We start from the raw sequence: 21893 nt of genomic DNA, 5'->3' as shown, positions 1-21893 counted from the left end.
CAAACGCTTGTCGTCGTTTAGACGCGCTTTTGAAAAGCCATCAACACGACCTGCCGATCATCGAGCCGTGAGTCGAATTGCATATCGGTGAGCACGGATGCCAGTTGCTCGGCCGGATCTTGCGTGAAGCCGGCAAAGATGAGTTGGTTGAGCGTCTGTGCCATCGTTCCGATGGCCTCGCCGATCCGCCGATGGCGATGGCGATGGCGAAATCGAGACCGGGGCGTGATGCGAACTTGCGCAGCCGCTTGCGGGCAAGTCCGCGCAAGGTCGTTTCCTAGCGACCGAGCAGAGGCTCTCGCAGCCATCAGCCTGCCTCAGCCAGGCGCCGTCACCCTAACAGGCAAAAGGCCGCCACTGCGGCGTCACCAAAAAAGAAATGGTTTTCAGTGGCCGGCGCGGCAAACTCGGCGAGGAGGATGCCATTCGAACAAACCAAGCAGGAGAGGGGGATCGCAGCATACGCGCCCGCTGTAGTCGAGTTACCAATCGTCAGGTGGTTTGGACATCAATCCTGATTCGGACTGCGCCCGCCGTCGGCTATTTTCTTTATTTTAGAAGAGGCTGACGGCAATGAGCGGATTTTTTGCGTCCAAGCTCTCTGTTTCAAGTGTGTGTTGAAGTCCGCAAGATGACCATCGAACCGGAGTAGAGCCTCGCGCGCGGCATCCCCCCTCTGTCCGGCGATCAACGCCCCAAGCACTTCAGCGACCGCGAAGGCCGGTGTCATCGTGTGAAAGAACGAGGAACTTTTCGTCTGGACGAGAACGACATCGTCGGCAACTCGGGCGAGCGGCGCGACCTCGCTGTCGGTGATGGCGACTATCGGAATGAGATGCTGTTGCGCATATTCCGCGATCTCAACGGTGACACGTGTGTACGGAAGCACACTTGTCGCGAAAAGCACATCGTTGTGAGTGGCATGGGCCAACGCGTCCGAACCGGCCCCGCCGATCGCGTCGAGCATGACCGACTTGTCTGTGATCATCGACAGGATGTAGTGCAGATGCCAAGCAATCGCGTGGCTGGACCTCAACCCGATGCAAAAGACACGCTTGGCAGATGCAAGGCGGCGGGCGGTTGATACGATTGCATCGAGTTGAGGCGAATCGGCAAGTTGGACAATCTGGGCCGCTTGCGCTCGAAGAATTTCGCGAGCAAAGCCATGGTCGCCTTTGCGCTTCTGAGCAACCGCTTGCGCGTCAGCCTTCCCGGCGAACCCTACATCGCCACTGCGAACGGCCTCGGCGTAAATCTGACGAAGCTCATCATAACCGTCGAGGCCAAGATACTTGGCGAGTCGCGTCATGGTGGCAGGCTGGACTCCGGCAAGACGCGCCTGATCACGCATGGACAGCAGCGCGACGTCATGTGGTTGGTCGATGATATAGCCCGCCGCCAATTGGAACTGCTCCGACATTGCGTCGAAGCCGGTGATCAATCGCTCTGATAGAGGTCCGTCAGCCATAACCCTACGTAGCGCAGCGTTTCAGCACGCGCAACATATGTTGCATTACCTCACATCTTTCTCGAAGCACGTGAGTGCCGCTTTCCTCCGTTGGCTTCTGGTAATCCGCTCCCGGACGACGATAAAAAGACAATCGGCCGGCGAAAATTAGGAGACGAGAAGATCACAATTCCTGCCAAGCTCGACGCAACTCGGTTGCGTTAGCTCTGCGGAGGCCGAGTCCCAGGAGGTTCTTCGATACTCCTTGCACCAACTCGGCGTTGGACTTGGCCATTGCCCCGTCGGCGAGCTGGCGATTGTTCTCAAAACCGACGCGAACATGCCCGCCGAGAAGAGCACCCGCGGTCACGCAGGCGGCTTCGCGCGCGCCAAAGGCGCAAACGCTCCAATGAGCGAAACGGGGCTTGCCCGCGTCGATGAACGGCAACAGATCGGTGGGAGACGATTTCTGGCCAGGGGTGTAACGTCCGAGCACAAAAAGAACCGGAACCTGGTTCCATGGAACAAGGCCACGGCGGTGATACTCGTCCAGGCGCAATGTCTCGTCTGCCTCATAGAGGATTATCTGCGGGACAATCGATTCGGCCTGGAGCCAAGACAAGAACGACGCGAACTCGGTCTCATGAGCTTCCGTTGGCACTAGTTCGCGCAGCGCCAGAGAAACGGCCTCCGGCCGAGTTTCCTTTATGACCGCAATCTGTTCCTGCGGCGCGTAGCGACCAAGCGATTCGCTCGTAACCTGAACGATCATTTTATCGCCAACCGCCCGGCCGATGGCGTCAATGACATCTCGATATGCAGACGCATCGAGGACATGACGGCCGTCTTGATCGCGCACATGGACATGAATAAGGGATGCTCCCGCATCAAGGCACTCTTGGGCCGTCCGCGCCAGATCGGCCGGTCCAAGCGGCAGCGTAGGATGGTCAACCTTGGTTAGTCGGCCGCCATTGGGCGCAACGCAGATTGCGGTCGGCCGTTCAATTTCGATCATTCTTCACCCGTCCGAGCCAATTGTGGCTCTTCGCCCGAGTTGGCGCCAAAGACGCTCCCCGCCGGTCCCCACCCCTCTGTAATCCAATATGATCCATGCCACTCACTTATGCAACTTTGAAACATGTGTTGCAAATCAAATCGCCTCTGTTATCGTGCCCGCAACCATGACCACCCCGTCCAGAGGGTTACAGGAAGGACATGATGTTTGAAACGGTTGCCTACGAAATCCAGGATGGCGTCGCCGAAATTCGTCTGAACCGCCCACACCGCCTCAACGCAGTGGTGCAGAAATTATACGATGATGTCCTGGCGGCTCTTGATGAGGCGGAACGCGACAAGACCGTGCTCGTCATTGTCCTGACGGGAGAAGGACGGGCGTTTTGTGTCGGCGCCGATTTCAAGGAGCACAAGGCGGGTCGCACGGCCTTCGATAGGCGACAATATCTGATGAGCGAACAAAAGGTGTGTAGACGTCTGGTCTCACATCCAAAACCGATCATTGCGGGCGTGAACGGCTTTGCGCTTGGCGCCGGTGCCGAGATGGCTCTCGCTTGCGATTTTATGGTCATGGCCGCGTCGGCGCGGATCGGATTTCCCGAAATTGGCCTTGGCGCATTCCTCGGGGGTGGGGTTACAAACATCCTTCCACGGCTTGTAGGTCTCGCAAAAGCGCGTGAGCTGATCTTCCTCGGTCGGCAGATTGACGGAGCGGAAGCAGTCAGGATCGGACTGGCCTTACGCTGTATCCCTGACAAGGAATTCGCAGCGAGCATCCGCACTTTGGCAAGTGAACTGTCAAAGAAGGCCCCATTCTCGATGCAGCTTGCCAAAGAACAGTTGGCGTCAGCTGCTCCTGGGACGTTTGACTCTGCTCTTACTGCTGAGCTCGAAGGCATGATGTTTTGTTCGACGACGCGCGATTGGCAGGAGGGCGTCGACGCCTTCGCGGAAAAGCGTTCGCCGATCTTTCGGGGGGAATAACATGGCGTCGAATGACCTCCTCAACATTCTGTCCCCCGACTCCATTGCGATCATCGGCGCATCAAAGAACCCGGCAAAGAGGGGATATCGGTCGCTAAGAAAACTCCTGGATGATGGCTATGCAGGGGCGATCTACCCGATTAATCCAAATGAGAGTGAAATCTGCGGCATTAGGTGTCTGCCCGATCTGAGCAGCCTGCCCGGGCCCGTCGACCTTGCGCTGGTCTGCACTCCCGCGGCGACGGTTGCTTCAGTCATCACAGAATGCGCCGCAAAAGGAGTGCGGGGTGCCGTGGTTCTGGCTGGTGGCTTTGGAGAGGCTGGAGACGGCGGCAAGCGGCTCCAGCATGCAGTGCTAGCCGCTGCGCGCGCTGGCGGGGTGAGGATCATCGGGCCAAACACCTCGGGCATGTTCAATACTCACAAGGCCTGCAATCTCGTCGGCTTTTCGGACTTGCGGAAGGGTAGCATTGGCCTTTTGTCCCAGTCGGGCAACATGGCTCTGTCGCTCGTCACGGAAGCTCAAGCCAACGGGCAGGTAGGCTTGAGCACTTATGTGGGTGTAGGTAACGAGGCCGATATTCGCTTCGACGAGTACCTCGACTACTTTGCGGCCGATCCCAAAACCAACGTGGTGATCGCCTACGTTGAAGGACTGAAAGACGGCCGCCGCTTTTTAAACGCCTTGAGGCGGATCTCGCTGGAGAAACCAGTTGTCATTTACAAATCGGGTCGGACAAGTGCCGGACGAATTTCCGCGAAGTCTCATACCGGCGCTTTGGCTGGCGAATATGCCGTCAGCGAAGGCGTGCTGAGGCAAGCCGGCGCAATCCTTGCACATCGGTCCGACGAGATCCTGCCGATGGCGGAGGCGCTATCGTTACTACCTCCCCTGCGTTCGCGCCGCCTCGCCATCCTTGCGGACGGCGGAGGCCACGCGACAATTGCCGCCGACGCCTTATCTGAACGCGGACTGGCGCTCGCTGCTCTGAGCGAAGACACGCGGCGGCGGCTTAGCGCGGAACTTCCTCCGGCCGCGTCGGTCATCAATCCTGTCGACGTGGCTGGGGGCACGGACACGGATCCGTCGGTGTTCGCCGCTTGCGCCGAGATTCTCTTGCAGGATCCGATGGTGGACGGACTTCTAATATCAGGTCTCTACGGCGGTTACGCGGTCCGTTTCTCACAAGACCTGCTCGCAGGAGAAATCGATGCCACGAACCTCATCGGCGCAATGCCACGCCGGTTCGGCAAGCCCGTAGTCGTTCATAGCCTGTACGGTGCACTTCAGGCAGATCAGCGGCCGTTGCCACTCCTCGAGATGCACCGCGCAGGCATCCCGGTGCACAGCTCCCTGGAAACGGCCGTGCGATGTATGCAGGCTTTGGCGGAGCGCGGTGAGGTGGACCGCACCTTTGCATTGTCGCCGCCAAAGCGAGCGCAACACGGCGGAATCTTTGAGCAGGTTCTTGCGAGATGCAGAGCCGAGGGCAGGCGCGTAGTTTTGGAACACGAAGGGCGAGCCAGCCTGCGCGACTTCGGCCTGGATCTCGCCCCGGCTTTGTTGGCTCTCGATGAAAAAGAAGCCGAAGAGGCTTTTCTCCGTCTGGGCGCACAGCCGGTGGCAATGAAAATCGTATCTCGCGATATCCTGCACAAGACGGAGGCGGGCGGCGTCAAACTCAATGTCGTAGACGTCGCATCGGTGCGCAGCGGCTTCCTTGAGATCGTCGCCAATGCTAATGCTGCGGTAACCAATCCGAAAATTGCAGGCGTCCTCGTCGCTCCGATGGCAGCAAAGGAGGGCGTCGAGATCATCGTCGGCGTCGTGCGCGATGCCTCATACGGTCCCATCATGATGTTCGGACTGGGCGGAGTACTCGTCGAAGTTCTTGGGGATGTGGTGTTCCGCGCGCTTCCGATCTCACGCAATGATGCCTTTGCGATGTTGGGCGAAATCAAGGCGCAAGCGGTTCTGGATGGCGTGCGCGGGGGAGCGCCGGTTGATCGAGACGCGCTCGCAGATTTTATGGTTAGTATTTCGGATTTCGTTGAAGTCTGCCCGGAGATCGACGAACTCGACCTCAATCCCATCCTTGCATATCCCAACGGTTTGACCGTGCTCGATGTGCGCATTCTTCTCACCGCGTCTTCCCCAGCGCGGTCGGTAGAGAAACAAAGGATCGAAGCATGACGGATCTGCCGAAGCTGATCGACTCGAAACTCGAAGTCAGCGACCGCGTCGCCTTGCTCGTGCTTGACCGGGATGACGTCCGCAACGAACTGACCGGGACGGCACTGATCGACGACATCGTGCAAACGGTTGACTGGATCAATGGTGGGGCGGCCATCTCGGTTTTGGTCATCACCGGGGCTGGCAAGGCGTTTTCCGCCGGCGGCAACGTCAAGGACATGCGCGACCGTAAGGGAAGCTTTGCTGGCAATGTGTATGAAGTACAGGATCGTTATCGCCGTGGAATCCAACGGATCGCCTTAGCCATGCACCGTCTGGAGGTCCCCGCCATTGCGGCCGTGAACGGTGCTGCGATCGGTGCTGGTTTCGATCTTGCGGCAATGTGCGATCTCCGGATTGCGGCTGACAACGCGGTATTCGGCTCGACATTCATCAATCTCGGCATCGTTCCGGGAGATGGCGGTGCCTGGTTCTTGCAGGACTTGCTCGGCCCACAGAGGGCGGCTGAGTTGATTTTCACCGGACGCCTCGTACGCGCCGAAGAGGCTTTACGTCTGGGACTCGTGCTCGAAATCGCGGCAGCGCCCGAATTACAGGCACAGACGCTTCAGCTTGCGGGAAGCATTGCCGAGAAACCCCCTCAGGCACTTCGGCTCGCAAAACGGTTGCTAAAGGCGACGCGGCGGCTGGACTTGCCAGATTTCCTCGATCTCTGCGCGGTATTTCAAGGAATTTGCCACAACACTTCGGATCATCTCGATGCAGTCGAAGCCTTCCTTGAAAAGCGCCCCGCTCAATTTCAAGGGCGGTGACTTCCGTCGTCCAAAAGCGTCATGTGTCAACTCGAATCTGCCCGGATCATATGAATTGCAAATGAAACATACGTTGCAAAATGCCCAGATTTTGCTATTGTCACCGACAGCGTTGGGCTAGGTTCTTAACCGGTTTTTGCAGGCCCCCCTGAGTTCCCACTATCCTCTTAGAAACGAGAAACCTATGAGCAGAATTTTGCACCGCTCGATTGATGCAGACCTGCCGGTGGCTATCGGCGGGCGTGGAATCGAGTTGTTCGACTCCGATGGCAAGGCATACATCGACGCGTCCGGTGGCGCTGCAGTGTCATGCTTGGGTCATAGCCATCCAGGGGTGCTAGCGGCGTTGCACGCCCAACTCGACAAGCTCACCTACGCTCACACGGGTTTTTTCACCTCTGAAATCGCCGAACGGCTGGCGGATCGCCTCATCGCCGATTCGCCAGATGGCATCGACTTCGTCTATCTTGTCAGCGGGGGATCTGAAGCTATGGAGGCGGCACTGAAAATGGCGCGCCAGTACTTCGTAGAGAGAGGGGAAGGTCGGCGAAGGCACATCATCGCGCGCCGCCAAAGCTATCATGGCAACACTCTGGGTGCACTGGCGGCCGGTGGCAATGAACGGCGCAGGGGCCAGTTTAGACCGCTGCTTATCGAAACCCACCACATTGCACCGTGCTATGCCTATCGTGGTCGCTTGGCGGCTGAAAGCGAATTTGAGTACGGAGAGCGCGTCGCCGGCGAACTCGAGGCAAAAATTCTCGAGCTCGGACCAGATCAAGTGATCGCATTTGTCGCGGAGACAATCGTTGGCGCGACGGCCGGCGCAGTCCCGCCGGTAGAGGGTTATTTCAAAAAGATCCGCGAAATTTGTGACCGCTACGGCGTTCTGTTGATCCTAGACGAGGTCATGTGCGGCATGGGTCGGACCGGATTTCTTCATGCCTTTGAGCACGAAGGCATAGTGCCGGACATTGTCGCAATTGCGAAGGGCCTGGGCGGTGGCTATCAGCCGATCGGTGCCGTGCTCTTCGGACGTCATGTCTATGACGCTTTCGCTACGGGATCAGGCTTATTCCAGCATGGCCACACCTATATGGGGCACCCCATGGCCGCGGCGGCCGCGCTCGCCGTGCAGGACGTGATCCGGGAGCATCAACTTCTCGACAATGTTGTTCAGATGGGGGAATTGCTCAACCGTCAGCTTCGAGAGCGCTTCCACAATCATCAACATGTCGGCGACATCCGCGGGCGCGGCCTTTTCCGTGGCATAGAAATCGTTGCTGATCGTGGGGACAAATCGCCGTTAGACCCTTCCCGTAAAGTGCACGCAGCCGTGAAACGAGAGGCCATGGCCCGTGGATTGATGGTGTATCCGATGGGCGGTACGATTGACGGCGCGCAAGGTGACCATATCCTTCTGGCGCCCCCATTCATCGTGAATGCGGGCCAGATTCATACGATTGTGGAGCGTCTCGGCGATGCCCTGGATGCTGCACTTGACTATAGCGTTGATGGATCGAGATAGGCTGCGCGAACCAAGCGAAGGCCAGAAGCCCTGCGACAGACCTTGAGATGACGCAACTCGTTGTTCAACGCGTCGTCTCGCTCGATTCAACGGGTAGAGCGTTACTACTTCCTATTTGAAACGAATCTTTTTGCCGCATAATGCCTTGCCCCTCGGGCAGCACCCCGAGACCATGCATCCGTCAAGACATATTGCAATGATCCATTTGCGTCACATATGTCAGTTGGAAAACATCTGTTGCATATCAGGTCAAAGTGAGGTACACTTTGCTATGGATCAGACTGGTCATTCTATCCACATTTCGGGTGCGGGAATGGGCTCGCGCCAGCCAGGCCCAACAACGCAGGGGAACGTCAAATGAACAAGCTGATAACGATTTTAGCGGCGACCGCCTCGCTCGCAGTTGCCTCCGTGGCTCTTCCGGCTACGGCCAATGCTGGGGCCGTACTCGATAAAGTACTCCAAACCAAGACGCTGACCGCGGCGGTCGGGACTGACTGGGGGAAGATGTCGTTCTTGAACGACAAGCATGAGCTCGATGGATATGACATCGAGGTGGTGAAGAGCATTGCCAAGGGCTTGGGTGTGCAAGCAAAATTCGTGACGCCGAGTTGGGACGTCATTGCAGCAGGCAAGTGGGAGGGTCGCTGGGACATGACCACGTGGATGACGCCGACCCAGGCCCGGACTGAAAAAATGAACTTCCCGGCCGTTTACATTAACGACGAGGTACTCGCTGCCGTTCACAAGGACAGCAAGGTAACCAAGCTTTCCGAACTGGAAGGCAAGGTGGTCGGCGTTGCTTCAGGCACGGCGGCGGAGTCATATGCCAATCACAAACTAGCTCCGGATTGGATTGGCGCTAAGCCAATTGAATACCAGTTCACGCCGGGTCAGGTGAAGACCTACGCGAGCAGCAATGTAGCGTTCGATGATCTTCGGCTTGGGGATGGTGTTCGTCTTGATGCAGTCCTTGGTGACGGTTCGCTTGTGCAGGATGCGATCAAGGCTGGTTACCCACTTAAGGAGGTCGGCGTCGCATTCGACACGCCGGCAGCTATTGCAATTGCACCGGGCGACAAGGAATTTAGCGACAAGATTGCGGCCATCATCCAGAGCATGAAGGGCGATGGCTCGCTCTCCAAGCTGTCAATCAAGTGGTTCGGGGTGGATCGCTCCGCCAAGTAAAGGCCGCTTAGCTGGAGCGGTTCGGGCTTGGCCCGGACCGCTTTCTTTTAGAAAGGGTTGCCGATGCTCTATGCGGATACAGTTGAATCAGAGGTACTCGTCCACAAGCCGTTGTTCATCGCCACGGTGTTTGTACTTGTGCTTTCGATTTGTTTTATGGTCAATCTCACTGGCACCACCATAGGCGAGCTTATGCGGCCAGTCATCGGCGATCCGCTGGACAGCGGCCTTTACGGCCGTTTCGCAGTCGCGTTTGTGATCGCGATAATTTTCTGTCTGAACATTGCACTGATCGGCTTTGCTCATCTGAAAGCGCAAATCGCCATCGTGTGGTTAGAGCTTCTGCTTCTGTTCCTTGCCTTCTTCGCGGTTTTCAAATTGAGTCTGCCTTTCATTTGGCAGAATCTTCCATTCCTTATCACACAAGGTGTGGTGACAACTCTCTATATTTCAGCCATTTCGCTCGTCTTTGCGTCGGCCATTGGAATAATGGCTGCCATAGCGAAACTGTCAAGCAATGGCTTTGCCTACGGGATCGCTACCTTTTACACTTCGTTTTTTCGAGGCCTGCCTCTTCTGATGCAGATTTATCTAATCTATCTCGGGCTACCGCAGTTGGGGATTATACTAAATGCTGTGCCCTCAGGCATTTTAGCGCTTTCGCTGTGCGTTGGCGCATACATGACGGAAATCTTCCGCGCCGGCATCCAAAGCATCGACCGCGGCCAATGGGAGGCATCGCGATCATTAGGGTTTGGCTTTGCGCTTACGATGCGCAAGATCATCATGCCCCAGGCGCTTCCTGTGATCATCCCGCCCATGGGAAACACTTTCATCGGGATGCTGAAGGATAGCTCGCTAGTCTCGGTTCTCGGCGTGTGGGAGCTGACGTTCCTTGCTCGCACACTTGGCCAGGCAACCTTCCATCACATGGAGATGCTGATAGCTGCTGCAATTATCTATTGGATACTGTCGGTCTGCCTTGAGCTGATCCAATCCAGGATCGAGCGCTATTTTGCCAGGAGCAAAGTACGATGACCGTCGACAGCATACATCAAGTAAAGCGCGGCCAGAACTGGCAAAACTCTCTAAAAGTGCCCCTCGAGAGGCCGCTTCCAGGGTCAAGTCCTGATGGAAAATCATCGAGCCGGAGGCAGGGCGAATTGAACGACACAGTCATCGAAGCCAGAAACGTCTCAAAATGGTATGGCGCCTTCAGGGCATTGACGGACGTCAGCCTCACAGTCCGAAAGGGTGAACGCGTCGTTATCTGCGGCCCCTCCGGATCGGGAAAGTCGACGCTGATCCGCTGTTTCAACCGGCTTGAGGCACACCAGGAGGGCGAGATCACCGTCAACGGGATCAGGTTGCACGGCAAGATGCGCGACCTGGCTGCAGTTCGCAAGAATGTCGGCATGGTGTTCCAGCATTTCAATCTTTTCCCGCACATGACAGTGCTGATGAACTGCATGGCCGCTCCGATGTGGATCAAGGGCGTGCCAGAGACCGAGGCAAAGAGGCTCGCGCTCAAATTCCTCGAGCGCGTGCGCATACCGGAGCAGGCGAACAAATATCCGGGTCAGCTCTCCGGAGGACAGCAGCAGCGCGTCGCAATTGCCCGCTCCCTCTGCATGGAGCCTGCCGTCATGCTCTTCGATGAACCCACCTCTTCGCTCGATCCGGAAATGGTGTCGGAAGTGCTCGAAACCATGACCAGTCTCGCGCGCGACGGCATGACAATGGTTTGCGTCACCCACGAGATGGGCTTCGCACGATCCGTTGCCGACCGCGTCATCTTCATGGACGCCGGCCTGATCGTCGAAGAGGGCGCCCCAAACGACTTCTTCACCAATCCTCAGCACCCAAGAACAACGCTATTCCTCAGCCAGATCTTGAAGCACTGACGGTTTTGTCGCTCGGTGACGAGTAGTTTAGGATCTGCGCTTTAACGGGAAGCGTTAGTAATTCACATTGTCGCAGTAGTTAGTGTTTGCTGCGCGAAAATACGTGGAGAATACCATGCACGTAGATACAATCGTTCACAATCTGCTCCGCAGGCAGGACGAGATTGTGGATAACCTTTGCGACTTCTTACGGATACCAAGTGTAAGCACGGACCCGGCGTTCATAGGAGGGATGCGCGACGCGCAAACGTTTCTAGTGAACTGGCTCGAGCGCATGGGCTTGAGCGATGTCCAGCTTCTCGATGGCGGCGGTCACCCAGCCATTTACGGAGCTTGGAACGGTGCGCCCGGAAAACCTACCTTGCTCATCTATGGACATTATGATGTTCAGCCCCCAGACCCTCTAGAAGCTTGGGTAACTCCACCCTTCGAACCAACCGTTCGCGACGGACGGCTCTACGCGCGCGGTGCATCTGACGTCAAGGGCTCGACTGTAATTGCGCTAGAAACCATCGCTGCCTTTCTGAAAGTCCGGGGCGCCTGCCCCGTGAACGTCAAAGTTTTTTTGGAGGGAGAGGAGGAAACCAACAGTCCTAGTTTGCGGGCGATTGTGGAACAGTACGGCGACTTGCTGCAGGCCGATGGAATGATATCCGCTGACGGCGCCCGAGCGCATCCCGAAATTCCGACGATTAATGTCGGCTCGCGCGGAATTGTAGAGTTTGAGATATCGCTTCGGACGGCCGAAAAGGACGTTCATTCTGGTCGATACGGCGGCGCGGTCCGGAACGCCGTACATGAGATGGCGAGGATCATCGCTTCGTTGCATGACGAGGATGGCGCGATCGCTATCCCCGGATTGCTGGCGGCCCTCCCTCCCGTCTCTTTGAACGCCCGAGCTGAGACGGCCAGATTTCTCTTCGACGCGGTCGCTTTCGTCAAGGACGTCGGGGCGCACGCCCACGGCGAACATGGCTTTTCGATGCGTGAGCAGCTAACGCTTCGACCGGCCTTGGACGTAAATGGAATGTGGGGAGGTCACACCGGGGTCGGTTACAAAACAGTGATCCCAAGTACGGCCCACGCCAAACTGTCGTTGAGAACCGTGCCGGGACAAGACCCCGATGAAGTGTTAAACGCGCTTGAGGCTCATCTGCGTGCTGTTTGCCCCCCGGATGTTGAACTCTCGATCGACGACCCGGGAACTGGGTGTCGCGCCTTCGACCTGCCCACTGGGCACCCCCTCGTGCTTGCCGCTAAGAAAGTCTTGTTTGAGGCGACCGGACAAGAGCCAGTACTCGTGCGACTGGGCGCGACCATCCCCATCACCGTAATCTTTCAAGAGTTGCTCGGGGTTCAAACGCTGATGTTCGGCTTTGCCCTCCCGGACGAGGATATCCATGCGCCCAACGAATTCTTCCGTTTGGCCTCGTTGGCGGAAGGCCTTTCTGCATGGCCAAGGTTGCTAGAGAAGGTCGGTGAGCTCAGCGCCGATGGGTTTCGATTGATAGCCACAAAGGACAACAAAGCGCGCCCTTAGTGCAGTTGGCGTAGCGAAAGTAAATTGCGCTGCTTTGCTACCAACATTGAATGGATGATCGACGTGATGAAAGAACTACATTTTTCGGTTCCTGAGTTCCAGGCTCGTCTGGCGGAAGTCAAACAGGAAATGGCAAAACGGGGGATCGATGTCCTACTTTTATCTGAACCTCCGAACCAGAATTACCTCACCGGTTACAATTCGGATTCATACTATACTCCGCAAATGGTGATTGTGGCGCTCGACCGCAAGGAACCTATTTGGGTGGGTCGATTAATGGACCGAATCTCGGCGGTAATGACTACCTACCTTGGTGATGACAACATTAGAGCCTATCCCGAGTCGCATGTGCATTCTCCCGTACTTTCGGCGTACGACATTATGGCCGACATTGTTAAGGAAATTGGCGGGGAAAAGGCCCGCATCGGCGTAGAGATGGGCGGATACTACTACTCCGCTCGCGCACACGCAGATCTTGTCCGGGCGCTTCCGCTCGCCGAGTTTGTGGATGCCGATCTGCTCGTTGGGTGGATCAGGCTCGTAAAGAGCCCGGCTGAACTGGCGATCATGCGTCAAGCTGGCCAGATTGCCGATGCGGCAATGCAGCGTGTGAATGATATGGTTGAGGTGGGTGTGCGCGAGTGCGATATCGCTGCCGCTGTCTATCAGCAACAAATATCTGGCACGGTTGAGTTCGGAGGTAGTTACCCATGTTACCCCCCAAATCTGTGTATAGGTGAGCGCTCTGTTGCTCCACATGCCGTCTGGACAGATGAACCGGTGCAGAATTCAACCGTGATTAATCTTGAACTCTCTGGATGCCGACATCGCTACCATGTCTTCCTCGCCCGCACGATTGTTCTTGGTGCGCCCTCCGCCGCTTTTCTGGACCTGTCAGAGATCGCCGTCGAAGGTCTGAACGTCTGCCTTGAAAGTGTCCGTCCCGGGCGAACCTGTTCAGAGGTGTTCATCGCATTTCATGAAGCGCTCGCTCGTCATGGAATCGAAAAAGAAGCCAGGATCGGTTATCCTACAGGCATTGGATTTCCGCCAGCGGGCGGCGAGCGCACGGCTAGTATCCGAAAGGACGACAGAACCGTTCTTCAACCAGGTATGGTATTTCACATGATGCCTGGCCTCTGGCTCGACAATGCCGGAATCACGATCACCCAAAGCTTCGCTGTTACTGATCGTGGGTTTGAGCCTTTAACGACGACGCCCCGCAAGCTAGTCGTCAAATAGTTAGGGAGATTAAGTGATGATGTTGCAAACACGCGCCGCTATTGGAATTCTAGAGCTTGACGAAGGGCATGAACTAGGGGAGAGCTTACGTGCTCCTAGGGACCATTCCCTCCTGAACCCGGCCACCTTCGACCGACCAATTGTTACCGAGATAGTGGAAGGTGCATTCGCTGAAACGGTGATCGCCGGTGACCCATCGCTACAGGACGCTTGTATTCGAGCAGCCCGGCGATTGGTCGAACGCGGCGCTGGCGTGATTGTGGGGGACTGTGGTTTCTTGATCAGGCATCAGGCGGCGGTGTCCGCGGCAGTCAATATACCCGTGGCGATGTCTAGCCTGCTCCTTATTCCGGCATTGCTGCGTCAGCTAGCGCCTGCTCAAAAGCTCGCGGTCATAACGGCTAACTCAGTATATTGCACTGAAGACATGTTCGGTATCGAGGATCCTGCAAATCGAGCGAGGGTAGTCGTCGGGGGGATCGAATGCGGCGAATACGTACGCAACGCGGTCGCACGTCCGTTAGTACGAACCAGCATTGACACGATCGAGCGAGAAGTTGCCGAATGCATCGCGCAACTTCGCGCTACGCATCCCGAGATCGGGATGCTGCTATTCGAATGCACGGGGCTTCCAGTCGTTGCAAATGCCCTGCGCAGTAGTACACAGTTACCCATTTACGACATTACAGACCTATGCAAGCTGACGCTAGGGTCGGTTGCCTGCAACTAAAGCGTGTCGCGTTTTAAGGGATTCGGGATTGATCGGGATAGGGGGACGCCTCACGGCGCCGCCCTCCCACACCACCGGGCATACGGGTCACGTACCACGGCGGTTCGACCGGATTAAGCTTGGGCAGAGACATAGAGACGGGGGAGACCGAGCGACTCGAAGTAGTGGTTTCGCAGGGCCTGTTGGACCGCAGGGCGTCCTGACATGCGCCAGAATCCCGTCGGCGAACCGGCGGCAACCGCGGCACGGAGCTTTGGTACGCCACGACGGCGCAGTTCCTTGTAGCGGTTGTGCCCGTTCCCCCATTGCCGCCAAAGATACGAGCGTAGTCTTCGGCGGGTCCACGCTTCCAAGTTCGTAAGCACCCGTGGGGTCTGGCAGAAGCCAAAGTGTCCGGCGGGTCATGTCCCGGATCAGCGCCTTGAATTTGTCGAGGGCCTTTGACGCGATGCGCCGTTCGCTCCCGTCATTTGAGATGCTGAACCCAAGGAATTTCCGCTCCTCCGGTCGCGCCACCGCGCTCTTCGCCTCGTTGACCTTCAGCAGCAGCTTCTCGGTGCAGCTCCACAGCCTTCGTTGCCGCGCGCGTCCAATCACTGTTGCACGGTCTTCGGCCGGCGCGGCGCCGCTGAGCTCGGCGACCAGATCGCCCCCTGCATGTTCCAATGTCATGGCGCGAAAACTCCATGTTCATCGGCCTATTGCAAGGTGCCTTGGTGCACCGCTTACGTAGCTGTAACCCTCGGCAATGTAGCATTGCGATTGGGCTACCGCCTGATGGGCGGAGCGTCCCGGGCGGAAGCCGTAGCTGTGCTCGGAGAACGTCGGGTCCCATTGCTCTTGGAGAACCTGCAGCAGAGCTTGCTGGATCAGTCTGTCGACGACGCAAGGTACGCCGAGTTTTCTGACCCCGCCCTCCGGCTTGGGGATTTCGACCCGCTTGACCGGCTGCGGCTGGTAGGTTCCCTTGAGCAATTGGGACCGGATGTTTGGCCAATGCTTACGCAGGTAGTCCTGGGCATCGTCGATGGTCATCCCATCCACGCCAGGACCGCCCTTGTTCCTTCGAACGCGTTTCCACGCTGTTTCCAGATTCTCATGGGTACCGACGAAGAGCGGACGCGCTTCCTGGCGATTGACTCCACGCTCGGTCATCAACGCCCTCAATGCTTTGACGAGGTCGTCCGGGATCGGCACGACCCGTTCCTTGCGGCCCTTGCCGCGCAGGAGCACCTGTGGTCGCGGGCGATCCAGTTGAAGATCGCAGGCATTGGCGCCGAGTGCCTCCGAAACGCGAGCGCCGGTGCGCGCCAGGAAAAGCAACAGCGCCCGGTCGCGCCGGCCGCGCGGCGTTTGCTGATCCGGCGCATCGATAAGAGCATCGACTTCTCGTCGCGAGAGGTGATGCATCACCTCAATGTGCGATCTCTTAACCGGGATAGCGAGGATGCGTTGGGCGATGCCCAATGATGCGGGGTCGTTCGCCGCCACATGATGGAAGAACGACCGGATCGCTGTCAGGCGCGCATTGCGTGTCTGGATCGTGTTCTTCCGCTTCTCTTCAAGCTCATCCAGAAAAGCGAGAATAAGGTCTCGATCGAAATCCTCGACGGCCAATGCGTACGGCTTGCGCCCGGTGCGTTCGGCGGCAAAGAGCACCAACATACGCAAGGCGTCGCGGTAGCTGGCGATGGTTGAGGGACTTGCGTTCCTTTGCTTGGTCAGCCGGTTGCGGAAGAACGACTCCAGCAGCGACGCGAGCGAGAGATGTACGCTCATGAGGCGCCTCCATAGGCCAACGCGCGGTCGGCCGCCATGCCAAGCAAATCCGCCGTGCCCGTCACATAGTAGGCAGTATCGGTGTAGTGGGCGTGGCCAAGATAGGTCGCCAACAAGGGCAGCAGCGCCTGCACGTCGGCGTTCTCTCGATGCCATGCGGCGAGCCGTGTGACGGCGAAACGATGCCGCAGATCATGCGGTCTTAAGGCCTTGTCACAGGTGAGACCGGCCAGCTTGCAGGCTGCGCCGAAAGCCAGAGCGAGCCCTGTCTTCGACAGCCGGTTGCCGCGCGAGCTGAGAAAAAACGCGGAATCCTTTGGCGTCGGAAATGCCATATCACGAAGCCGTGCGTACTGGCGCAGTGCCGCCAGTGTTGTGGCATGAACCGGGACCAGGCGATCCTTGCGAAACTTGGTCCTCCTGATGTGAAGAACTCCGCTGACGAGGTCGACGTCGGCGCGATCGAGGCGGAGCCCTTCGCCGGAACGTAAGCCCGTGCTCGCCAGCAATCCGACCAGCATTGTCAACATCACGCTCCGCTCGGGATACTGCGGCGAAATACGCCTGCACGCCAACATGAGCGATGCAAGTTCCTCATCACTCAAGATACGCGGTGGCGGAATGGCGCGGGATCTGGGAAACGCGCGAGGATCGAGCGCTTCAGTTCTCGCGTCGTAGACGGCGAGATACTCGCAAAAGCGGCGGAGCACTCCATGACGAATGGCCCGGCCGTTGGCTGCGCCCTCAATCGATAGGACGAAGTTAAGCGCCATGCTTTGGGTGAGCGGGCCGTCCAGATGCTCCGTCTCCACAAACCGCGCCAAAGCACGCAATGTGGCGGCTTGCTTCTTGAACGAGTAGCCGAGCGAGCGACGAAGCTCGATGTAGCTCTCGACCTTCTCGGCCAGCATCTTGAAGAAGGCGCTCATAGCGCGCCTCCCGGAAATGGCAGTGCAACGTCAGATAGCTGCGGCAGTGCCACCTTCACGTAGATGGCGGTTGTGTCGATGCTGCGATGGCCCAGCAGGTCGGCGACCTCGTTGATCGGGCGCCGTTGCCTGACGAGCTGCGTCGCCAGGCTATGGCGCAACAGATGGGCGCCGGCGGCGCCGGAGAGCTCAATCCCGCTTCGTTCCAATCGGGAACGGACGATCCTCGAAATAGAGGCGGGGTACTTGAACGGCCTTACTGGCGGAACGTAGGACAGAAAAACCCGCTGACTGTCGATCTTCGGCCTGGCATGCAGCACATAATCGGCGAGCGCCGCGCCTGCTTCATGCAGGAGCGGCACGACCCGATCGCGCTTCCCCTTGGTCCGCCGCACAAGTACTTCGGCGGTGCGCCAGCGGATATCCTGGAGTTCGAGCATCCGTATCTCTTTGTTGCGCAGACCGGTTGTGGCGAGAACGAGCAGAAGCGCGCGGTCCCGCACGCCTGAAGGCATCGTCACGTCGATCGCGTCGATGGTGCGCTGAATGTCTTCCCATGGAAGCCGCGGTGGCAGGTGCGCCAGCCGCCAGCAAGGGGTTCGAGGAACGAACCGGGCAAGATCCCGGTCGTTGAGGCCGGCCCATCGCAGGAAGCGCAGAAATGTACGGGCATATGAGGTTGTCGAGGACCGGGTGTAATCGTTAGCCGACAGCGACAGGAGGTGTTGCACGAGGCCGAGTGCCGATTCCGACGAAGCCGCCCCTTTGTTCCGACATGATTGCGCCCCCGGATTCTGAGATGATCTCGCCCCCTGGGGCTAGGGCTTGCTGGCTGTGATTGTTGTCATTTCGTACGTGCCGTGTGTCAAGCTTTTTGCGCTTGTTTGCGACGCAGGCTTTCGCCCGTCAGATCGATGCGGTGGGCGTTATGAATGAGGCGGTCCAGGATTGCGTCGGCATATGTCGAAGACGGTCGAAACCCGCTGATAAACGACGACAAGATCTGAAGCGCTGGAAGAGCAAAGGCGGCCGACGAGGCTTGTCAAAATGCACTCCGAGGGCGGCCAGATCGCCGATGCAGGCCGCCCTAAGCCGATCGCCGTGCATCAAGCGGGCTAATACGCCCTCTGCTGACTCCTGCGTGTTAACGGCTGCGAGAAAGCGCGGACAAATGGTGCCGAGGATTGTGGAGGAGAAAGCGGCCCGATGGGGCCGCTTTGTATTTTTTACCAGGAGGGATCGAGAGGATGGGGCTTTTGCCCTGTCTGCTCGTCGCTGGAAGGGTGCTGATGGTCAGGGGCTTGTTGGTGACGGACAAACTGCTGGATGTGGGGAGCGTAACGGCTCCAGATGCAGTCTCGCAGATCGTCGAGGAGTTCGAAGACGGCGGCTGCTTGCTCGGGTGTCCATTCGGCATTGACGATGAACTGGATTCCACGCCCGAGACCGGACGGCTGATGAGGATTTCCGGTCATGCTGCAGGCTCCTTTTCGTCAGCGGCGTGGCTGGTGCGTTGTTGACGCTGCGCCTTCGAGCGCTCGGAGGCTTCCTTGAAGCGGTAAGAATCGCCTTCGATGGGAATGACCTCACAATGGTGCAAAAGGCGATCGACCAGACTGACGACGCAGGCGGCATTGGGGAAGACCTCCGACCATTGCGCGAAGGGCTTGTTGGTGGTGACGATGGTCGAGCGTTTCTCGTATCGGCGGCTGATGAGATCGAACAGCAGATCGGCATGACGGTTGGAATAGGAGAGATATCCGACCTCGTCGATGACCAGGATATCGGGCGCCGCATAGTACTGCAGCTTTCGGCGGAGCATGGAATCGCTGTCGATGGCGGCGAGCTCGCCGAGCATTTCGCTGGCGGTGCGGAAGAGGACCGAATGGCCGGCGACCAGCGCCTGGTAGGCGACGTTAAGAGCGAGCGTGGACTTGCCGACGCCGTTAGGGCCGATAAGGACGATGTTGGCGGCCTCCTTGACGAAGGACAGCGTCATCAGTTCCTCGATGGCGGCGCGATCGATACGACGCGGCCATTTCCAGTCGTAATCGGCCAGTTGCCTGAAGTGGCCAAGCCTGGCGGCGCGCATGCGTCGCCGCAATGAGCGGTCGGAGCGCTCTTCTTCCTCCCATTGAAGCACGGCGGCCAGCCACGGCGCGTCGGCGATTTCGTCCCAGTGGGCGATCAGGCCATTGAGGCGCAGCGCCCTGGCGCGGTTGAACAGGATGCCGGGATTATTCATCGTCGTTGCCTGCGGAAGTGAGTTGATCGTAACGGTCGAGCTTGTGGGGCTGTACGACCGTATCCTTTTTGCGGACATGCTCCGGCAGCCTTGTTTCGACCGGCGGTGGAGCGCCACGCGCGATCCGGCGGCGTTCGAGCGCGACGTGAACCGATCTCGAATGAGAGGCCCCGGCCTGCAAGGCATCTTCGACGGCGGCCTGGAGTTCGGTGGCGCCGTAGAGGTCGAGCAGTTTGAGCATGGCATTGGTGATCGCGCCGATATTGGCGCCGCGCTCGGCGGCGTGGATCATCAGTTTCTGGCAGGCCGGCACGGCGCGCGTCAAACTGTTGAGGCCCCGATGCTGGCGCGCTTCGCGCTTGACGGCGACGAGCGCCTTGAGGTGCCGGGGGTCTTCGATCTGCTGGCCCCGGTCGTAGCTGCGGCGGTGGCTGGCGATCATCGTGGCGGCATCGAATATCCGGACCTGGGCGAGATCGGCGCGCACGGTGAGCGTGCGCCGGACATGAGTATGGGGAACCGAGTAATCGTTCAGGTCGAAGCGGACATAGGGTGTCTTTCCGACCTTCGCGGCGATCTGCTCCTCGATGGGGTACGGGTTGGTGGGCAATGGCAGAAGCATGGGCTGCTCCTGCGCAAACACCTGACGAACCGTCATCGTCCGGTCCTCGGGGCATGGCCGGTCGGCGGCCTGGTTGCGGCACCATTGTTCGGCCTGGGCATTCAGATCGTCGAGGTCCTTGAACTTGCGGGCGATGAAGAAGGCTTCCCGGATGTGGCGAATGGCGCGCTCGACGCGGCCCTTTTCGTTGCCCCGCGCCACGGCGACGGGACGGGGCTCGAAGCGATAATGGCCCGCGAAGGCCAGAAGTGTCGGATGGAACCGGATGGCATCGCCGTGACGCTCAAGCACAGCGCTCTTAAGGTTGTCATAGAGCAGCACCCTGGGCAAACCATTCCAGGCGTTGAACGCACCGGCGTGGCCGCGCAGGAAGTTTTCCATGCGGGCATCAAGAAAGAAGCGCAGATAGATGTCGCGCGAGTAGGACAACACCATGACGAAGGCCATCAGCGGGCGGCGAGCCTTGCCGATTTCGATGTGACCAAAATGCGCCCAGTCGACCTGGCCTTGCTCGCCCGGCAGGGTGCGCAGACGCAGGAACGCTTCCGCAGCCTTGCGCGGACGGTGGAGCGCGATCATATGCCGGAAGTGGGAGGACGAGCCCTTGTAGCCGCGCTCCTGCACCATCCCGTACAGGCGGCTGGCGGTCAGGTCTGGATATGTCTCAAGCGTCCGCTGGACGAACGGCAGATACTGGTCGACCTCGGCGGGACGTATCACCGGCCTGTGGCGGGGCAGACCGGCCTCCTTCAGAACCCGGAAGACCGTCGTATGGTGGCAATGCAATTGCGTTGCGATCGTTCCACAGCGCCACCTCTCAACGTGGTACAGGCGCAGGATCATCGCTTCCTTCTCGGCGGATATGGTCATCGGTTGGGTCTCCATAGTCGTGTTGACGGACATAGGCCCCTCGGCGACGCACGAAGCCGCCGCGAAAGAACGGCGGCAGCCGACAACTGCAGCGCCGGCAGCACGGAGCCGGAGGGATCGATGGCACCGCTTCAGCGGTGACGTCGTCCAGTGCGACGGTGCCGTCGATCAGGGGCGCGTTCAGTCGTGAACCATCCGGCAGACAAGGTGCAGACTGATGCGTCACGTTGTTTTTGCAGCGCTGGCGATATCGGCGGGAGCGGTCGGCGTGGGCAAAGCGGCCCCGGCGGGTGTTCTGGTAGCGCAGCCCCGCCGCACGCAGACTGTCACGGCGGGCTTCATGGGCGCAGTCAGAACCACAGAAGCGCTGACCCCGATCGCAATGCCGGCAAAGCAAGACCTGTGAGCGGCACCGTGCGCAGAGAAAGAAACGACCGGTTTGCATTGCGGCGGCGAACCTCTCGGAACGCCGTCGGGATTGCGGGGAAAAGCTCGACGGAATGCGCCAATGCCATTATGCTGGCGCATACCGTGAACCAGTCGGCATCAGTGCCCGGGGACCTGCAAGTCCCCTCACACGGGCCGTTGGGATAGGACATCGAGTTTACGTGGTAGTGGGTCGATGTCTGATTGCGGCGCTCCGCACATGTAGCATGCGCGGACGCAGCGCGGGATGCGCCTCAGTCGCCCTCCGGGCTCCTGTCGGCGCATCCCGCGCTCTCATCCCCAACCAAATCAGATCATCAGCGTCATTCAGCACCACTCCGAGCCGAATTCCGCATCAATTCCCTCTCGGCGCCATCTATACGCGGTTCTCAACCGCCATCGACACCTGCGTCACGGTCAGGTCATCTTGCGATTCCCT

20 protein-coding genes and 1 pseudogene are annotated in these 21893 nt (G+C 58.6%); 10 read left to right on the top strand and 11 right to left on the bottom strand.

Annotation, left to right across the window (positions count from 1 at the left end):
- Window positions 1-17 precede the first annotated feature (17 nt).
- The 3 genes from CGZ66_RS40110 to CGZ66_RS30490 all read right to left on the bottom strand — a co-directional run bounded on the left by CGZ66_RS40110 (window position 18) and on the right by CGZ66_RS30490 (window position 2462).
- Window positions 18-164, bottom strand: a complete 147-nt coding sequence (locus CGZ66_RS40110) for a hypothetical protein (RefSeq protein WP_167392308.1) — start codon at window positions 162-164, stop codon at window positions 18-20.
- Window positions 165-508: 344 nt separating this feature from the next.
- Window positions 509-1468, bottom strand: coding sequence for an SIS domain-containing protein (locus CGZ66_RS30495; RefSeq protein WP_095090436.1), 960 nt, complete (start codon window positions 1466-1468; stop codon window positions 509-511).
- Between the two features lie 163 nt (window positions 1469-1631).
- Window positions 1632-2462 carry a beta-keto acid cleavage family enzyme gene (locus CGZ66_RS30490; protein ID WP_095090435.1) on the bottom strand — a complete coding sequence of 277 codons (831 nt, stop codon included), beginning with the start codon at window positions 2460-2462 and terminating at the stop codon, window positions 1632-1634.
- Between the two features lie 203 nt (window positions 2463-2665).
- On the opposite strand from CGZ66_RS30490, the gene CGZ66_RS30485 reads away from it, so the two are divergent.
- The 10 genes from CGZ66_RS30485 to CGZ66_RS40105 all read left to right on the top strand — a co-directional run bounded on the left by CGZ66_RS30485 (window position 2666) and on the right by CGZ66_RS40105 (window position 14583).
- On the top strand, window positions 2666-3445 hold the full coding sequence (locus CGZ66_RS30485) for an enoyl-CoA hydratase/isomerase family protein (protein ID WP_206073809.1): 780 nt from the start codon (window positions 2666-2668) through the stop codon (window positions 3443-3445).
- A gap of 1 nt (window position 3446) precedes the next feature.
- Window positions 3447-5639, top strand: coding sequence for an acetate--CoA ligase family protein (locus CGZ66_RS30480; protein ID WP_095090433.1), 2193 nt, complete (start codon window positions 3447-3449; stop codon window positions 5637-5639).
- Entirely contained in the window at window positions 5636-6451 is an 816-nt protein-coding gene (locus tag CGZ66_RS30475; protein ID WP_095090432.1) for an enoyl-CoA hydratase-related protein, read from the top strand. Before CGZ66_RS30480 ends, CGZ66_RS30475 begins: the two co-directional genes overlap by 4 nt.
- A 184-nt stretch (window positions 6452-6635) precedes the next feature.
- Window positions 6636-7979, top strand: coding sequence for an aspartate aminotransferase family protein (locus CGZ66_RS30470; protein WP_095090431.1), 1344 nt, complete (start codon window positions 6636-6638; stop codon window positions 7977-7979).
- A 357-nt stretch (window positions 7980-8336) separates the two neighbouring features.
- A complete protein-coding gene (locus CGZ66_RS30465) occupies window positions 8337-9167 on the top strand; it encodes a transporter substrate-binding domain-containing protein (RefSeq protein WP_095090430.1) in 831 nt (276 codons plus the stop codon).
- A gap of 63 nt (window positions 9168-9230) precedes the next feature.
- Entirely contained in the window at window positions 9231-10205 is a 975-nt protein-coding gene (locus CGZ66_RS30460; protein ID WP_095090429.1) for an amino acid ABC transporter permease, read from the top strand.
- A 125-nt stretch (window positions 10206-10330) separates the two neighbouring features.
- Entirely contained in the window at window positions 10331-11071 is a 741-nt protein-coding gene (locus tag CGZ66_RS30455) for an amino acid ABC transporter ATP-binding protein (RefSeq protein ID WP_095090428.1), read from the top strand.
- A 115-nt stretch (window positions 11072-11186) separates the two neighbouring features.
- Entirely contained in the window at window positions 11187-12611 is a 1425-nt protein-coding gene (locus tag CGZ66_RS30450; RefSeq protein ID WP_095090427.1) for a dipeptidase, read from the top strand.
- A 54-nt stretch (window positions 12612-12665) separates the two neighbouring features.
- Window positions 12666-13853, top strand: coding sequence for a M24 family metallopeptidase (locus CGZ66_RS30445; protein ID WP_245331303.1), 1188 nt, complete (start codon window positions 12666-12668; stop codon window positions 13851-13853).
- Window positions 13854-13869: 16 nt separating this feature from the next.
- A complete protein-coding gene (locus CGZ66_RS40105; RefSeq protein WP_167392307.1) occupies window positions 13870-14583 on the top strand; it encodes an aspartate/glutamate racemase family protein in 714 nt (237 codons plus the stop codon).
- 113 nt (window positions 14584-14696) lie between these two features.
- Here the strand turns inward: CGZ66_RS40105 and CGZ66_RS41870 are convergent, their stop codons facing one another.
- The 8 genes and pseudogenes from CGZ66_RS41870 to istA all read right to left on the bottom strand — a co-directional run bounded on the left by CGZ66_RS41870 (window position 14697) and on the right by istA (window position 21028).
- Window positions 14697-14948, bottom strand: coding sequence for a hypothetical protein (locus CGZ66_RS41870; RefSeq protein WP_143748906.1), 252 nt, complete (start codon window positions 14946-14948; stop codon window positions 14697-14699).
- A gap of 325 nt (window positions 14949-15273) precedes the next feature.
- The gene (locus CGZ66_RS30430; RefSeq protein ID WP_095090426.1) at window positions 15274-16362 is read right to left on the bottom strand and encodes a tyrosine-type recombinase/integrase; all 1089 of its coding nucleotides are present in this window, start codon (window positions 16360-16362) and stop codon (window positions 15274-15276) included.
- Window positions 16359-17291: a tyrosine-type recombinase/integrase gene (locus CGZ66_RS30425; RefSeq protein WP_095090425.1), complete on the bottom strand. Its 933-nt coding sequence runs from the start codon at window positions 17289-17291 to the stop codon at window positions 16359-16361. The genes CGZ66_RS30430 and CGZ66_RS30425 overlap by 4 nt, the downstream gene beginning before the upstream one ends.
- The gene (locus tag CGZ66_RS30420; RefSeq protein ID WP_245331302.1) at window positions 17288-18022 is read right to left on the bottom strand and encodes a site-specific integrase; all 735 of its coding nucleotides are present in this window, start codon (window positions 18020-18022) and stop codon (window positions 17288-17290) included. Before CGZ66_RS30420 ends, CGZ66_RS30425 begins: the two co-directional genes overlap by 4 nt.
- A 134-nt stretch (window positions 18023-18156) precedes the next feature.
- A pseudogene (locus CGZ66_RS30415) lies at window positions 18157-18255 on the bottom strand (ATP-binding protein); the annotation flags it as partial.
- A gap of 262 nt (window positions 18256-18517) precedes the next feature.
- Window positions 18518-18766 (bottom strand): hypothetical protein, encoded by a 249-nt coding sequence (locus tag CGZ66_RS30410; RefSeq protein WP_095090367.1) that lies wholly within the window; start codon window positions 18764-18766, stop codon window positions 18518-18520.
- Window positions 18763-19536, bottom strand: a complete 774-nt coding sequence (gene istB / locus CGZ66_RS30405; protein WP_095090368.1) for an IS21-like element helper ATPase IstB — start codon at window positions 19534-19536, stop codon at window positions 18763-18765. The genes CGZ66_RS30410 and istB overlap by 4 nt, the downstream gene beginning before the upstream one ends.
- Window positions 19529-21028 (bottom strand): IS21 family transposase, encoded by a 1500-nt coding sequence (gene istA / locus CGZ66_RS30400; RefSeq protein ID WP_095090534.1) that lies wholly within the window; start codon window positions 21026-21028, stop codon window positions 19529-19531. Before istA ends, istB begins: the two co-directional genes overlap by 8 nt.
- Window positions 21029-21893 lie beyond the last annotated feature (865 nt).

Origin of the sequence: Mesorhizobium sophorae (assembly GCF_002270415.1) — a bacterium.
GTDB classification, from domain to species: Bacteria; Pseudomonadota; Alphaproteobacteria; order Rhizobiales; family Rhizobiaceae; genus Mesorhizobium; species Mesorhizobium sophorae.
Note: the sequence above shows the minus strand (reverse complement) of the source record. Positions and strands in the feature narration are given on the sequence as shown.

Excerpts from the sequence above, each read along its gene's own strand:
- CGZ66_RS40110 (WP_167392308.1), bottom strand. The coding sequence starts at position 164 with ATGGCACAGACGCTCAACCAACTCATCTTTGCCGGCTTCACGCAAGAT.
- CGZ66_RS30495 (WP_095090436.1), bottom strand. The coding sequence starts at position 1,468 with ATGGCTGACGGACCTCTATCAGAGCGATTGATCACCGGCTTCGACGCA.
- CGZ66_RS30490 (WP_095090435.1), bottom strand. The coding sequence starts at position 2,462 with ATGATCGAAATTGAACGGCCGACCGCAATCTGCGTTGCGCCCAATGGC.
- CGZ66_RS30485 (WP_206073809.1), top strand. The coding sequence starts at position 2,666 with ATGTTTGAAACGGTTGCCTACGAAATCCAGGATGGCGTCGCCGAAATT.
- CGZ66_RS30480 (WP_095090433.1), top strand. The coding sequence starts at position 3,447 with ATGGCGTCGAATGACCTCCTCAACATTCTGTCCCCCGACTCCATTGCG.
- CGZ66_RS30475 (WP_095090432.1), top strand. The coding sequence starts at position 5,636 with ATGACGGATCTGCCGAAGCTGATCGACTCGAAACTCGAAGTCAGCGAC.
- CGZ66_RS30470 (WP_095090431.1), top strand. The coding sequence starts at position 6,636 with ATGAGCAGAATTTTGCACCGCTCGATTGATGCAGACCTGCCGGTGGCT.
- CGZ66_RS30465 (WP_095090430.1), top strand. The coding sequence starts at position 8,337 with ATGAACAAGCTGATAACGATTTTAGCGGCGACCGCCTCGCTCGCAGTT.
- CGZ66_RS30460 (WP_095090429.1), top strand. The coding sequence starts at position 9,231 with ATGCTCTATGCGGATACAGTTGAATCAGAGGTACTCGTCCACAAGCCG.
- CGZ66_RS30450 (WP_095090427.1), top strand. The coding sequence starts at position 11,187 with ATGCACGTAGATACAATCGTTCACAATCTGCTCCGCAGGCAGGACGAG.
- CGZ66_RS30445 (WP_245331303.1), top strand. The coding sequence starts at position 12,666 with ATGATCGACGTGATGAAAGAACTACATTTTTCGGTTCCTGAGTTCCAG.
- CGZ66_RS40105 (WP_167392307.1), top strand. The coding sequence starts at position 13,870 with ATGATGTTGCAAACACGCGCCGCTATTGGAATTCTAGAGCTTGACGAA.
- CGZ66_RS30430 (WP_095090426.1), bottom strand. The coding sequence starts at position 16,362 with ATGAGCGTACATCTCTCGCTCGCGTCGCTGCTGGAGTCGTTCTTCCGC.
- CGZ66_RS30425 (WP_095090425.1), bottom strand. The coding sequence starts at position 17,291 with ATGAGCGCCTTCTTCAAGATGCTGGCCGAGAAGGTCGAGAGCTACATC.
- CGZ66_RS30410 (WP_095090367.1), bottom strand. The coding sequence starts at position 18,766 with ATGACCGGAAATCCTCATCAGCCGTCCGGTCTCGGGCGTGGAATCCAG.
- istB (WP_095090368.1), bottom strand. The coding sequence starts at position 19,536 with ATGAATAATCCCGGCATCCTGTTCAACCGCGCCAGGGCGCTGCGCCTC.
- istA (WP_095090534.1), bottom strand. The coding sequence starts at position 21,028 with ATGACCATATCCGCCGAGAAGGAAGCGATGATCCTGCGCCTGTACCAC.